The sequence below is a fragment of the Streptomyces sp. NPDC032822 genome, assembly GCF_055578825.1.
The window spans coordinates 108,588-121,419 of the sequence record NZ_JBVIOL010000018.1; the positions used below are offsets into that span (position 1 = coordinate 108,588).

Annotated in this window: 10 protein-coding genes and 1 pseudogene; 1 reads left to right on the forward strand and 10 read right to left on the reverse strand. The window is 71.6% G+C overall.

Annotated elements, in window-relative coordinates:
• Positions 1 to 127: 127 nt before the first annotated feature.
• The 7 genes from ACZ5VD_RS36065 to bldG all read right to left on the reverse strand — a co-directional run bounded on the left by ACZ5VD_RS36065 (position 128) and on the right by bldG (position 9,114).
• Positions 128 to 325: a hypothetical protein gene (locus ACZ5VD_RS36065; RefSeq protein ID WP_468684720.1), complete on the reverse strand. Its 198-nt coding sequence runs from the start codon at positions 323 to 325 to the stop codon at positions 128 to 130.
• A 143-nt stretch (positions 326 to 468) separates the two neighbouring features.
• Positions 469 to 2,979 (reverse strand): serine/threonine-protein kinase, encoded by a 2,511-nt coding sequence (locus ACZ5VD_RS36070; protein WP_468684722.1) that lies wholly within the window; start codon positions 2,977 to 2,979, stop codon positions 469 to 471.
• A gap of 189 nt (positions 2,980 to 3,168) precedes the next feature.
• Entirely contained in the window at positions 3,169 to 4,689 is a 1,521-nt protein-coding gene (locus tag ACZ5VD_RS36075) for a DUF7059 domain-containing protein (RefSeq protein WP_468684723.1), read from the reverse strand.
• Between the two features lie 39 nt (positions 4,690 to 4,728).
• Complete coding sequence (locus ACZ5VD_RS36080) at positions 4,729 to 5,334, reverse strand: small secreted protein (protein ID WP_468684725.1); 606 nt, start codon at positions 5,332 to 5,334, stop codon at positions 4,729 to 4,731.
• 194 nt (positions 5,335 to 5,528) lie between these two features.
• Positions 5,529 to 7,934, reverse strand: a complete 2,406-nt coding sequence (locus ACZ5VD_RS36085; RefSeq protein ID WP_468553002.1) for a sodium-translocating pyrophosphatase — start codon at positions 7,932 to 7,934, stop codon at positions 5,529 to 5,531.
• 283 nt (positions 7,935 to 8,217) lie between these two features.
• Positions 8,218 to 8,655 carry an ATP-binding protein gene (locus ACZ5VD_RS36090; protein ID WP_468553001.1) on the reverse strand — a complete coding sequence of 146 codons (438 nt, stop codon included), beginning with the start codon at positions 8,653 to 8,655 and terminating at the stop codon, positions 8,218 to 8,220.
• 117 nt (positions 8,656 to 8,772) lie between these two features.
• Positions 8,773 to 9,114: an anti-sigma factor antagonist BldG gene (gene bldG / locus ACZ5VD_RS36095; protein WP_024885807.1), complete on the reverse strand. Its 342-nt coding sequence runs from the start codon at positions 9,112 to 9,114 to the stop codon at positions 8,773 to 8,775.
• Positions 9,115 to 9,276: 162 nt separating this feature from the next.
• Between bldG and ACZ5VD_RS36100 the strand changes: the two genes are divergently transcribed.
• Positions 9,277 to 11,820, forward strand: a complete 2,544-nt coding sequence (locus ACZ5VD_RS36100) for a DEAD/DEAH box helicase (RefSeq protein ID WP_468684727.1) — start codon at positions 9,277 to 9,279, stop codon at positions 11,818 to 11,820.
• Here ACZ5VD_RS36100 and ACZ5VD_RS36105 read toward each other — a convergent pair.
• From ACZ5VD_RS36105 to ACZ5VD_RS36115, 3 genes and pseudogenes are all read right to left on the reverse strand, one after another.
• Positions 11,729 to 12,160: pseudogene (locus ACZ5VD_RS36105) on the reverse strand (Rv3654c family TadE-like protein); the annotation flags it as partial. The gene ACZ5VD_RS36100 and the pseudogene ACZ5VD_RS36105 sit on opposite strands and share 92 nt — an antisense overlap.
• On the reverse strand, positions 12,157 to 12,534 hold the full coding sequence (locus ACZ5VD_RS36110) for a TadE family type IV pilus minor pilin (protein WP_468684729.1): 378 nt from the start codon (positions 12,532 to 12,534) through the stop codon (positions 12,157 to 12,159). The pseudogene ACZ5VD_RS36105 and the gene ACZ5VD_RS36110, both read right to left, overlap by 4 nt.
• Positions 12,521 to 12,727, reverse strand: a complete 207-nt coding sequence (locus ACZ5VD_RS36115; protein ID WP_468552998.1) for a DUF4244 domain-containing protein — start codon at positions 12,725 to 12,727, stop codon at positions 12,521 to 12,523. The genes ACZ5VD_RS36110 and ACZ5VD_RS36115 overlap by 14 nt, the downstream gene beginning before the upstream one ends.
• Positions 12,728 to 12,832: the final 105 nt, after the last annotated feature.

Here is a 12,832-nt window from a genome sequence, read left to right on the forward strand (position 1 = left end):
CGCAACGGCCACTCGAACGGTAACCCGACTACCGCCATTCCTGCCGCCCGGAGTGCCCACCGGCCTTTTCGGACCCATCCGGAGGGCGATCGCCCCACTTACCGGATCCGCTGCTCCCGCGCGGTTCTCACGCCCGGGTCAGGCACCACACACCGAGGGCCAGCGCGATCAGCGCGGTGAGGGTCGCGACGGTCGCCGATGCGACAGGGCTCACACCGAGGGCGACCGGTTCGCGATGCCGCACCCTGACCGCGGTCCACACCAGCAGCCCGCCTCCGAACAGGGCGAACACCACTCCCGAGAAGATCGCCGGTCCACTCTCCATGGTTCCCCTTGCCCCTTTTCTCCCGCCCCCACGTGCTCAACCCGTGGAGGCTGGCACGCGGGGGCGGCGGACAGGAGAACCCCGGGTGAACGCGGGACCGACGCGGTGGTGGACTGCCCCGCTCCGCGCCCGGCCGGCCGCTCTCAGACGGCGCCGGGCGCGGGTATCTTTCCGGTCGTCTTCCCGTTGTCGACCCGTCCCACCGTGCACACGACCTTGTCGAAGCCCTCGTCCCAGTCGTCCTGGTCGGCCACCCAGCCGAAGACGGCTCGCTCCTCGCCCGGCGCCCAGGCCGACTCGAACTCGCTGCCGCAGAGCCTGGTCGCGTTGTCGGTGCCCTTCTCGTAGGTCATCGCGGCGGGTGCCTGGACGGTGCCTATCACCTGGTCGGTGTGGGGTTTGGCGCAGTCGGTGAGCGGGGCGCCGTAGCTGTTCTCGCGTTCCTCGTACACCCAGCAGTCGCCGACGCTCATCTGACCGACCCACAGGTCCGTGCCCGCGTCCCGGAAGCGGCCGACCTCACCGCCGATCGCGGCATGGCGGCCCAGTACGAGGCATGCCGTACCTCCGCCCGCCCCGGTGAAGCCCTCCGCCGTCGGTACGACGGCGTAGCCGGCCGCGTCCGGCAGCGCGTCCACGAGCGCGCGGGTCCGGTTCTCGCAGCGCTCGGCGCCCCGCGCGCGGGCGTCGGCGTGGCCGGTGGCGGTGTCGATCGCCACGACCTGGCCGTCCGGCCAGTCCTCGACGCAGTCCACCACTGCGAGGTTCGGCTCCGACGTGAACGGCGTCCCGGTCCACACCGCCCGCACGCAGTCCCCGGGCTCCAGCGGCTCCCCGAGCCCGACCGCATCGCCGTACAGCAGCACCGGCCCGGTCGGCGCCCGCGAGACGCTCGCGCTCGGCGAGGACGACCCCTTCGAGGCGACCCCCTTCTTCCCGCCGCCGTCGTCGCCGCTCAAGGAGACGACCCCCCACGCACCACCGGCGATGACGAGCACGGCCGCCACGACGAGGGCGACGAGGGCGATCCGCCGCCTCCTCGGGGACGGCGGGGGCGACGCCTGCCCACCGGGAGCGAACGGCCCGCCCGGGCCGCCATAGCCGCCGTATCCGGGCCGCGAGGGGCTGCCACCCGGGTACGCCGCCTGCGTCCCGCCTCCTCCGTACGGGGGCAGCGGGCCGCCGCCGTACGGCGTCTGGGCACTTCCGGCTCCGTAGGGCGGCGGCGCGGCCCCACCTGCGTACGCCGACCGCCCGCTCCCGTACGGAGCCTGGGCGCCGCCGCCCGCGTACGGCGAACCGGGCGCCTGCGCGTAGGGGTTGCCCTCATCCGGTGGCCGGGACGCGGGCTGCCGCCACGGGTCGTACGGCGATGCGGCGGGTGTTCCGCCGGGCGTCGCGGGGCCGACGCCTGCCGATCCACTCGCCCCCGGGGTGCCCGGGCCCTCCGCGTCGGGGCCGCCCGGTTGGGTGTGCGGAGTGTTCGGGGTCGGGGGCGTGCCCGGGGCCGCCGGAGCGCCCGGCGGCTGCGGAACTCCTTGCCCGGGGTCGCCGCCCCACCCCCCGGACAGGTCGGAGACATAGCCGGGCGGTGTGCTCCCTGCGTACCCGGGCGGTGTGCCAGGGGCCTCGGGCGACCGCCCCGCCGGCTCTGCGACGAACCCGTCGGGCGGCGGCCCGAAGCGTCCCGGTGGGGAGGCGAACCCCGCCGCGCCGGCCGCCGCCCCGGTTCCGGCCCCGGCGGCGGGAGCCGCACTCCACCCGGGCGGCAACCCGGGTACCGGGCCGCCCCGCACCACCCGCTCCAGCCCCCGCGCGACCGCCTCCGGCGAGAACCTGCGCACCGGGTCCTTGACCAGCAACCCCAGCAGTACCGGCGTCAGTTCGCCGGCCCGCACCGGCGGGGTCGGGTCCTCGCCGAGCAGGGCCGTGAGGGTCGCGTGGTCGCCGTGGCGGTCGAAGGGGCCGTGGCCCTCGACGGTGGCGTACAGCGTGGCGCCCAGGGAGAACAGGTCGGCGGCCGGGGTGGGCGGCTCGCCGCGGGCCCGTTCGGGGGCGAGGTAGCCGGGGGTCCCGAGGACGCCGGCCGTGGCGGTGAGCCGGGGTTCCCGGGACTCGGGCCGGAGGGCGACGCCGTAGTCGGTGAGCAGCACGCGCGCGTACGGATCGCCCGAGGAGTCCGGGGCCAGAAGGATGTTGGCCGGTTTCACATCCCGGTGGAGGATGCCGATGCGGTGCCCGGCGGTGAGCGCGTCGAGGACGGCGAGTCCGATGCGGGCCACCTGCGCGGGCTCCGGCGGTCCCGAACGCCGGACGGCCGCCTGGAGGTCGACCGCGTCCGGCACGTACTCCATGACGATCCACGGCAGCCCCTCGTGCACCACCACGTCGTGCACCGTGGCCACGTGCGGGTGGCCGCGCAGCCGGGCCGCGTGCCGCGCCTCGCTGCGGGCCCGCGCGATGCGCTGGACGGGCTCCGCCGCGTCCAGCGGCCCGTCCGGAAGCGCGATCTCCTTCATCGCGACCTCGCAGGCCAACTCGTCGTCGTGCGCCAGCCACACGCGGCCCGTGCCCCCCGCGCCGAGCGCGCGCAGCAGCCGGTACCGGCCGTTGATGATCCTGCCTTCGCCCTGATCCGGCGCATCCCCCGCCATCACGCCTCCCCCGGGACAGCGCGCCTCCCCCGAGAACGCGCGGTTCGTCCCTAGAAGGTAGCTTCGCACCCACCACTGACAGGAGCCCCTTTCCGGGGCAATCCCTTCAGACCAGACACATGCGGCTCGGGAAGGCGCACCCGCCTCACCCGTGAGGTGCGGCACCGACGCGGGAAGGCTTCCGCGAGGTCACCCGACCGGGTCGAGGAACCCCTGTTCCACCAGCAGCCGGATCTGCGCGGGCGTACGGTCGCGCAGCAACACCGGGTCCTCGCCGACCAGTTGGGCGATGGCGTCCAGGATGCGGCCCGCGCTGAGCGAGCCGTCGCAGACGCCGGCGAAGCCCGCCCCGACCGTGTCCACCTTGGTGGCCCGGCGCATCCCCCGGTTCTGGCGCAGCACCACGTGCTCCGGGTCCTCGGCGCCGGGCAGTCCGACCTGCTCCTGGACGACCTCGGCGGCGAGTGTGAAGTGCTCTTCGAGCAGGGCCGCGTCGTCGTGCGTCCGCAGGTGGTCGACGCGCTCGAAGTGCGCCCGGATCGTGTCGCCGAGGGGCTGTTCGACCGGGTGCGGCCACTCCTCCGCCATCACGGACGGCGCCGCGGCGTCCGTCCTGCGCAGTGTGATCCAGCCGAAGCCGACGGCCCTGACCTTGCGCGCCTCGAACTCGTCCAGCCACGCGTCGTACCGCGCCCGGTACTCGGCCACGTCACCCCGGTGGTCACCGGCGTCCCTGAGCCAGAGTTCGGCGTACTGCGTGACGTCCTGCACCTCGCGCTGCACGATCCACGCGTCGCAGCCGCGCGGCACCCACGACCTGAGCCTGTCCTGCCAGTCCTCCCCCTCCACGTGCTGCCAGTTGGCGAGGAACTGCGCGATGCCGCCCTCGCGCAGCCGTGCCCCCGCCTGCTGAACGAGCGTGCGGCACAGATCGTCCCCGCCCATCCCGCCGTCGCGGTACGTCAGCCGGGCGCCGGGAGAGATCACGAAGGGCGGGTTCGACACGATCAGGTCGAACGTCTCGTCGTCGCGGACCGGCTCGAACAGCGAGCCCTCCCGCAGATCGGCGGCGGGCGCCCCGGACAGGGCCAGCGTGAGCGCGGTGATGTGCAGCGCGCGCGGGTTGAGGTCGGTCGCGGTCACGCGCGTGGCGTGCTGTGCGGCGTGCAGGGCCTGGATGCCGGAGCCGGTACCGAGGTCGAGGGCGGCGGAGACGGGCGTACGGACGGTGATGCCCGCGAGGGTGGTGGACGCGCCGCCGACCCCGAGGACGACGCCCTCCTCCCGGCTGCCGATGCCACCGGCACCGCCGACCGCGCACCCGAGGTCGGACACGATGAACCAGTCCTCGCCACCGGGGCCGCCGTAGGGCCGGACGTCCACGGCCGCGGCGATCTCCTCCCCGTCGGCGCGCACCAGCCACCCGCTCTCCAGGCACTCGTCCACGGGCAGAACGCCCTCCACGCGCGCGTGCGGCACGGACTGCTGCAACAGGAAGAGCCGTACGAGGATCGCCAACGGCGTGTCTTCGCGGGTCGCCCGGAGCGCGGGCACGGTCTCGCTCCGGGCGAGCGCCGCGTACGCGGGCGCGCCGAGCAGCTCCAGCAGCCCGTCGGCCGTGAAGGAGGCACTGAGCAGGGCGTCCCGGAGCAGGACGGTGACGTCGGGGCGGTCGGAAGCGGGCAGCGTGGGCAGGCTGGAGTTACTCACGCCCCCCATTGTGACCCGCGCGTCACCGCACCGGGTGACTCAGCTGTCGGTCGCCGAGGCCGAGGCGGACACCTGCTTGCAGCCCTCCTGGTCGGCGAGCGCCTGCTTGGTGTCGCCCTCTTCCAGGTTCTTCAGCGCGTCGAGCGCGCTGTTGCGCTGGGTCTCCATCTTCCGCATCTCGGCCGAGACCGTCTTCAGCCCGGACGCGAACTTCGCCTGGTCCTTCGTGTCGAGCTTGTCGACCTGCTTCTTGAGGTCGGCGTACGACGTGGAGAGGGTGGTGAGCTTGGTGACGGCGTCCCGCTGCTTCTTCGCGCCGTCGTCGACGCCGGGGGGCGCCCCGGCGCTGTCGATGACGGTCGCGCGCGCCTGGTAGCCGTCGGCGAGGTCCTGGAAGGCCTGGGAGTCGGTCTTCTGGAGGTCCTCCGGCGTGCTGGTGGTGTCCTTGGCCGCCTTCGTGATCGCGTCGTAGGCGGCGGAGATCTTCGTGTTCTGGGCCGGCACGCTCGCGCAGACCTTCTTGGCCCAGGCGTCCAGCTCCTTGTTTCCCTCGTCGCCGCTGCATCCCGTCAGCGCCAGTACCAGTACCGCACCGCCGGACAGTGCGGCCGTGAGCGTCTTGTTCACCGGATTGGTCCCTTCCATGGCTCTCGGCCCCGGAACATACACGGCATCCGGGCGACAGCTGTGCGACGGATGACCATTAGTTCCATGTTTGCGAGCTTTTACACCAAGCGAGACAAGGCTCACGATGACAGCGTGAACACAGCGGGGCGGGCGGTCGGCACGCCCTCGCGCGCCTCCCGCCCGCCCCGTGAGCTGGGCCCCGGCGGACCTTCCTACGAAACCGCCGCCGGGTCGGCCGACTTGGAACCCTCATCGGCGTTGTCTTCGTCACCCATGACGATCCCGCGCCGCTTGGACACATAGACCGCGCCGGCGATCACCACGAACGCGAGGACCGCGACCGTGATCCGTACGCCGATGCTCTCGTCGTCGCCGTAACTGAACTTGATCACCGCGGGCGCGATGAGCAGCGCCACCAGGTTCATCACCTTCAACAGGGGGTTGATCGCGGGACCGGCGGTGTCCTTGAAGGGGTCACCGATCGTGTCGCCGATCACCGTCGCGGCGTGGGCCTCGCTGCCCTTGCCGCCGTGGTGACCGTCCTCGACGAGTTTCTTGGCGTTGTCCCACGCACCGCCCGAGTTGGCGAGGAACACCGCCATCAGGGTGCCCGCGCCGATCGCGCCCGCCAGGAACGAACCGAGGGCGCCGACACCGAGCGTGAAGCCGATGAAGATCGGCGCCAGCACGGCGAGCAGCCCGGGCGTGGCGAGCTCGCGCAGGGCATCCCTGGTGCAGATGTCGACGACCTTGCCGTACTCCGGTTTCTCGGTGTAGTTCATGATCCCTGGATGCTCGCGGAACTGCCGCCGCACCTCGTAGACCACGGAACCCGCCGACCGTGACACGGCGTTGATCGCGAGCCCCGAGAAGAGGAACACGACCGCCGCGCCCGCGATGAGCCCGACCAGGTTGTTGGGCTGCGAGATGTCCATCATCAGGGTCATCGGCGCCCCCTCGCCGGACACCTTCTCGCCGACGTCCCGCGCTCCGGTGATGATCGCGTCCCGGTACGAGCCGAAGAGCGCCGCCGCCGCGAGGACGGCGGTGGCGATGGCAATGCCCTTGGTGATGGCCTTGGTGGTGTTGCCGACGGCGTCCAGGTCGGTGAGCACCTGCGCGCCGGCGCCCTGGACGTCACCGGACATCTCGGCGATGCCCTGCGCGTTGTCGGAGACCGGTCCGAAGGTGTCCATCGCGACGATCACGCCGACCGTGGTGAGCAGGCCGGTGCCGGCCAGGGCCACCGCGAACAGCGCCAGCATGATCGACGTACCGCCGAGCAGGAAGGCCCCGTACACGCCGAGGCCGATCAACAGGGCGGTGTAGACGGCCGATTCGAGGCCCAGGGAGATACCGGCCAGGACGACGGTGGCAGGGCCCGTGAGCGAGGTCTTGCCGATGTCCTTGACCGGCCGGCGGGTGGTCTCGGTGAAGTAGCCGGTGAGTTGCTGGATCACCGCGGCGAGCACGATGCCGATCGCGACCGCGATGAGCGCGAGGATCCGCGGGTCGCCGCCCTTGCCCTGGATCGCGGCGTCGGTGACGCCGTCGAGGTCGGCGTACTTTCCGGGAAGGTAGACGAAGACGGCCACCGCCACCAGCACGAGCGAGATCACCGCGGAGACGAAGAACCCGCGGTTGATCGCGGACATGCCGCTGCGGTCGGAGCGGCGCGGGGCCACGGCGAAGATGCCGATCATCGCCGTGATCACGCCGATGGCGGGGACGAGCAGCGGGAAGGCAAGTCCGGCGTCGCCGAAGGCCGCCTTGCCGAGGATCAGCGCGGCGACCAGGGTCACGGCGTAGGACTCGAAGAGGTCGGCCGCCATGCCCGCGCAGTCGCCGACGTTGTCGCCCACGTTGTCGGCGATGGTCGCGGCATTGCGCGGATCGTCCTCCGGGATGCCCTTCTCGACCTTGCCGACCAGGTCGGCGCCGACGTCGGCGGCCTTGGTGAAGATGCCGCCGCCGACCCTCATGAACATCGCGATGAGCGCCGCGCCGAGACCGAAGCCCTCCAGGACCTTCGGCGCGTCGGCCGCGTACACCAGCACCACGCAGGAGGCGCCCAGCAGACCGAGCCCCACCGTGAACATGCCGACGACGCCGCCCGTACGGAAAGCGATCTTCATCGCCTTGTGCGAGACGGCGGTGAGATCCTTTTCCGGTTCACCCTCCGCCGGAGTCGCTTCGCGGGCCGCCGCGGCGACACGCACATTGCTGCGCACGGCGAGCCACATGCCGATATAGCCGGTGGCCGCCGAGAAGGCCGCGCCGATCAAGAAGAACAACGACCGTCCGGCACGCTGATTCCAGTCGTCCGCGGGCAGCAGCATGAGCAGGAAGAACACGACCACGGCGAATACGCCGAGCGTGCGCAACTGCCGGGCCAGATAGGCGTTCGCGCCCTCCTGGATCGCCTTCGCGATCTCCTTCATGCTGTCGGTGCCCTCGCCCGCCGCGAGCACCTGGCGCACCAGGACGCCCGCCACCACTAGGGCGGCCAGGGCCACGAGGCCGATGAGGGACACCAGGACACGGTTGCCGTCGGTCAGTACCGCCGCCGCGAGGGCCGTGGAGTGGTCAAACTGGTCTGGGGAAGAAAGCCCCGCCATTCGTCCTCCTTGACGCTTGGACTGAGCTCAAGATGTGGACGGATTCTAGAGATCTGTTTCTGATCAAAACAGTACGCGGCAAACGGAATCTGCCACACCCCGCCGACGTCCCGTAACGCCTCGAAAGCATTTTCAGTCGATCCAATGATCGGAAATTGATCGTGAATTTCTTCACGAATTCAAAATGCTCTTGAAAACATGGTCGCGAAAACACCGAGGGGCCCTGCTCAGCAGGGCCCCTCGGTGATCAAGTGTTACGGATACGTCAGTGACGCCGACGGCGTCAGGGCAGCACCGCGACCGACGGTGTGGTCGGCCAGGTCATACGGATCGATCCGCCGCGCTCTCCGGCGGTGACCTCCACGTCGTCGACGAGGCCGCTGATGACCGCGAGGCCCATCTCGTCCTCCTCGATCTCGGCGTCCGGGTCCTCGCCGGCGGCACCGGGAGCCCGGTCGCCGGGAGCGTGGCGTGGCGCCTCGTCGCCGACCTCGATGGAGAACTGCTTCTCCTCCTCGATCAGCACCACCTTCACGGGCGCCGTGATGCCGCCGTTCTGGTGCAGTCCGACGGCACGGGTACATGCCTCGCCGACAGCGAGTCTGACCTCGTCGAGAACGGCCTCGTCCACTCCGGCCCTGCGCGCCACCGCTGCCGCCACCAGTCGGGCGGTCCGGACGTGCTCGGGCAGCGCGCTGAAGCGGAGTTCAACGGTGGCCATGCATCCCCCTCGGAACTACGGGCGTGCTGTCGGGGGACCGGTCTGTCGAACGCCCGGACCCCCTCGTTAACTTCTGCCGTCCCGGGCGCGGGCTTCGGCCCGCACCCGGATCGGTGATCAGTCGGTGGCCGCCACCGCTTCCTCGACCGAGGTGTGGATCGGGAACACCTTGGTGAGACCGGTGATACGGAAAATCTTCAGAATGCGCTCCTGGTTGCAGACCAGGCGCAGCGAGCCCTCATGGGCACGCACCCGCTTCAGTCCGCCGACCAGTACGCCGAGCCCGGTGGAGTCGAGGAAATCCACGCCCTCCATGTCGACGACAAGGTGGAAACTGCCGTCATTCACCAGCTCGACCAGCTGCTCGCGCAACTTGGGCGCGGTATATACGTCGATTTCGCCACCGACCCTGACGATCGTGCGATCGCCGATGGTTTCGGTCGACAGAGACAGGTCCACGGATCCTCCAGCACCTTGCTATCGAGCGGTCGCCCCTTGGGACACCTCGGCTTGAAGCCCCCAGGACGGTTCGCCAGCCGCGATGGCATTCAATCACTTACGGCAGGCGTGCACGACGCCTTGGTCCCATTGTCCGTCACGCCAGTGACACACTCGGTGCCGATGGCCAAGAATCACCGATCCGATCGACCCTCGGCGCAGCCCGTCTCCCGGCTCTCGCCGGGTACGGTCCTGGACCGGCTCGCCTCGGGACCGAGCCGGGCTTCGCGCATCACTCATACGGAGCACTTGCCCCCGCGTGCGGGCCGCCATGCCGTCTGGCCCGACCGGATCCGTTCGGAAGTCATCGCCGCGGTGCAGGCCCGCGGTATCGAACACCCCTGGGCCCACCAGGCACTCGCAGCCGAGCACGCCCTGGACGGCGAATCCGTGGTCGTCGCCACCGGGACGGCCTCGGGGAAGTCCCTGGCGTACCTCGTCCCGGTCCTGTCGACCCTCCTGGACGGCTCCGAGGCCCCGAACGGCCGGGGTGCCACCGCGCTCTACCTGGCCCCCACCAAGGCCCTCGCCGCGGACCAGTGCCGCTCCGTGAAGGAACTTTCACAACCGCTGGGCCATTCCGTGCGTCCCGCCGTGTACGACGGCGACACGCCGGTCGAAGAGCGGGAATGGGTCCGCCAGTACGCCAACTACGTGCTCACCAACCCGGACATGCTGCACCGGGGCATACTCCCTTCCCACCCCCGCTGGTCCTCCTTCCTGAAGGCGCTGAAGTACGTCGTCATCGACGAGTGCCACACCTATCGCGGTGTCTTCGGCTCCCATGTCGCGCAGGTGCTGCGCCGGCTGCGCCGCCTCTGCGCGCGCTACGGCGCCTCCCCCGTGTTCCTGCTGGCCTCCGCGACCGCCGCCCAGCCCTCGGTGGCCGCCGGCCGCCTCACCGGCCTGCGGGTGGTCGAGGTCGCCGACGACGCCTCCCCACGCGGCGAACTGGTGTTCGCCCTCTGGGAGCCCCCGCTCACCGAGATGCAGGGCGAGAAGGGCGCGCCGGTCCGCCGTACGGCCACCGCCGAGACGGCCGACCTGCTGACCGACCTCGCGGTCCAGGGCGTCCGCACGGTCGCCTTCGTACGCTCCCGGCGCGGCGCCGAGCTGATCTCGGTGATCGCCCAGGAGCGCCTGTCCGAGGTCGACCGCTCCCTCGCCCGGCGGGTCGCGGCGTACCGCGGCGGCTACCTCCCCGAGGAGCGCCGCGCCCTCGAACAGGCCCTCCACTCCGGGGAACTCCTCGGCCTCGCCGCGACGACCGCGCTCGAACTCGGCATCGACGTCTCCGGCCTCGACGCCGTCCTCATCGCCGGCTACCCCGGCACCCGCGCGTCCCTGTGGCAGCAGGCGGGCCGCGCGGGGCGGGCCGGGCAGGGCGCCCTCGCGATCCTGGTCGCCCGCGACGACCCACTGGACACCTTCCTCGTCCACCACCCCGAGGCCCTCTTCGACCAGCCCGTCGAGTCCACGGTCCTCGACCCCGACAACCCCTACGTGCTCGCCCCGCACCTGTGCGCGGCGGCAGCGGAACTCCCGTTGACGGACGACGACCTGGAGTTGTTCGGTCCGGCCTGCGAGGAGCTGCTCCCCCAGCTGGAGGCCGCGAAGCTGCTGCGCCGCCGTACGAAGGCCTGGCACTGGACGCGCCGGGAGCGGGCCGCCGACCTGACCGACATCCGCGGGGAGGGCGGGCGCCCGGTCCAGGTCGTCGAGGCCGACACGGGCCGCCTCCTGGGCACGGTCGACGAGAGCGCCTCGCACGCGGCCGTCCACGAGGGCGCGGTCCATCTGCACCAGGGCCGCACATACCTGGTGCGCTCACTGGACCTGGAGGACTCGGTCGCCCTGGTCGAACAGGCGAGCCCCTCGTACTCGACGGTCGCCCGCGACACCACGGCCATCTCCGTCCTGGAGACGGACGTCGAGATCCCCTGGGGCGCCGGGCGCCTGTGCTACGGCTCCGTCGAGGTCACCAACCAAGTGGTCTCCTTCCTGCGTCGACGGCTCATCACCGGTGAAGTGCTCGGCGAGACGAAACTCGACCTCCCTCCTCGTACGCTGCGGACGCGTGCCGTGTGGTGGACGGTCACCGAGGACCAACTGGACGCCGCCCGCATCAACCCGGAGATCCTCGGCGGCGCCCTGCACGCCGCCGAGCACGCGTCCATCGGCATGCTGCCCCTCTTCGCCACCTGCGACCGCTGGGACATCGGCGGCGTGTCCGTCCCCCTGCACCCCGACACCCTCCTCCCGACCGTCTTCGTGTACGACGGCCATCCCGGTGGCGCGGGCTTCGCGGAGCGTGCCTTCCACACCGCCCGCGAGTGGCTCACCGCCACCCGCCAGGCCATCGCCTCCTGCGAGTGCGACGCCGGCTGCCCGTCCTGCATCCAGTCCCCCAAGTGCGGCAACGGCAACGACCCGCTGCACAAGAGGGGTGCCGTGCGGTTGCTCACGGTGTTGTTGCAGGGAGCGGAGAAGGCAGCGGAGGCGGAGGCGGGTCCACAGGCCGGGCAGGCCGAAGGGGAGCAGGCGGTTACGGAGGCGCAGTCCGCTGTGGAGGACCAGCCGGCTGCGGGGGTGGGGATTGTCTCTCAGGGGGCCCGGGCGGAGGCGTCAGCGGAGCCGATGGCCCCGCAGGTCCCGCCCGCGCCCTGACCTCCGTCGCGAACGGGCCCCTTCCCGACGCCGCCGTCACATCCGAGGTCTCGCCCACGATCGCGCACCGTACCAACCGCGTGCCCTGGGCGCGTGCCACCCGGTCCGCCCGGGCGCAGGCCGCCGGGCCGCCGTCCGCCCAGTGGTCGGCTGCCGCGAGCGCCGCGAGATCCGCGCCGCCGCCCGCTCGATGCCGGACCACCACGGCCTGCCCCAGGGCGAGGACGACGCCGAACACCACGCACAGCACGGCGATCGCACCCACGCTCCACACGGTGGCGGAGCCACGGTCCCTGTCCCGCACGGCCTCGCGCACCCGGGCCGAGAAGCCGCCGTTCATCCACCTCCCCCCAGCGTCTCGCCCACGCTCTCCTCCGCCAACGCCACGGCCTCCTCCCGTACTTCGAACGGCAGACCCTGCAGCGCCGGCGGCCTCGCCACGACCACGACGTGGACCTGGTCCCCCTCCCTGCTGACGGTGATCTTCGCGTCACGCGGTGCCGTCCGCCGGGTGATCTCGACGACCGCGTCGGCCGGGTCCTGGCGGGCCGCCGCGCGGGCACCGGTCCGGGCCGCGTCCACGCACTGGATCTGCGCGGCCACCACGAGCAGCCCCCACACCAGCGCCATCGTGAAGATCACCAGCACCGGCAGCACCATGGCCGCCTCCGCCGTGACGAACCCCCGGTCCGACTCCCGCTCACATCTGCGCATCGAGGGCCCGTTTCACGATGCTCTGCAGCTCCGCACTGACCTGACCGCTCGTCACCACCTTGTAGAGCACCACCGCGAACGCCACCGCCGCGACGATCCCCATCGCGTACTCGGAGGTGACCATCCCCGCGTCCCGCGCCGACCGCGCCCTGCACACCAGGGCGCACAACCGCGCCCGTACCGCCTTGTACATCTCGACCCCCGTGAGGTTCCGTTCCGTCGACCGACTGATCCATCGGCCGGCTGACTACGTGCCGTGCGTAGGCCACTCGCGGCCCACGTCCCTACGTGCGACCTG

What these genes read in the sequence shown, in the direction of transcription:
- ACZ5VD_RS36065 (WP_468684720.1), bottom strand. Translation starts at nt 325, where the DNA reads ATGGAGAGTGGACCGGCGATCTTCTCGGGAGTGGTGTTCGCCCTGTTC.
- ACZ5VD_RS36070 (WP_468684722.1), bottom strand. Translation starts at nt 2,979, where the DNA reads ATGGCGGGGGATGCGCCGGATCAGGGCGAAGGCAGGATCATCAACGGC.
- ACZ5VD_RS36080 (WP_468684725.1), bottom strand. Translation starts at nt 5,334, where the DNA reads ATGGAAGGGACCAATCCGGTGAACAAGACGCTCACGGCCGCACTGTCC.
- ACZ5VD_RS36085 (WP_468553002.1), bottom strand. Translation starts at nt 7,934, where the DNA reads ATGGCGGGGCTTTCTTCCCCAGACCAGTTTGACCACTCCACGGCCCTC.
- ACZ5VD_RS36090 (WP_468553001.1), bottom strand. Translation starts at nt 8,655, where the DNA reads ATGGCCACCGTTGAACTCCGCTTCAGCGCGCTGCCCGAGCACGTCCGG.
- ACZ5VD_RS36100 (WP_468684727.1), top strand. Translation starts at nt 9,277, where the DNA reads ATGGCCAAGAATCACCGATCCGATCGACCCTCGGCGCAGCCCGTCTCC.
- ACZ5VD_RS36110 (WP_468684729.1), bottom strand. Translation starts at nt 12,534, where the DNA reads ATGCGCAGATGTGAGCGGGAGTCGGACCGGGGGTTCGTCACGGCGGAG.
- ACZ5VD_RS36115 (WP_468552998.1), bottom strand. Translation starts at nt 12,727, where the DNA reads ATGTACAAGGCGGTACGGGCGCGGTTGTGCGCCCTGGTGTGCAGGGCG.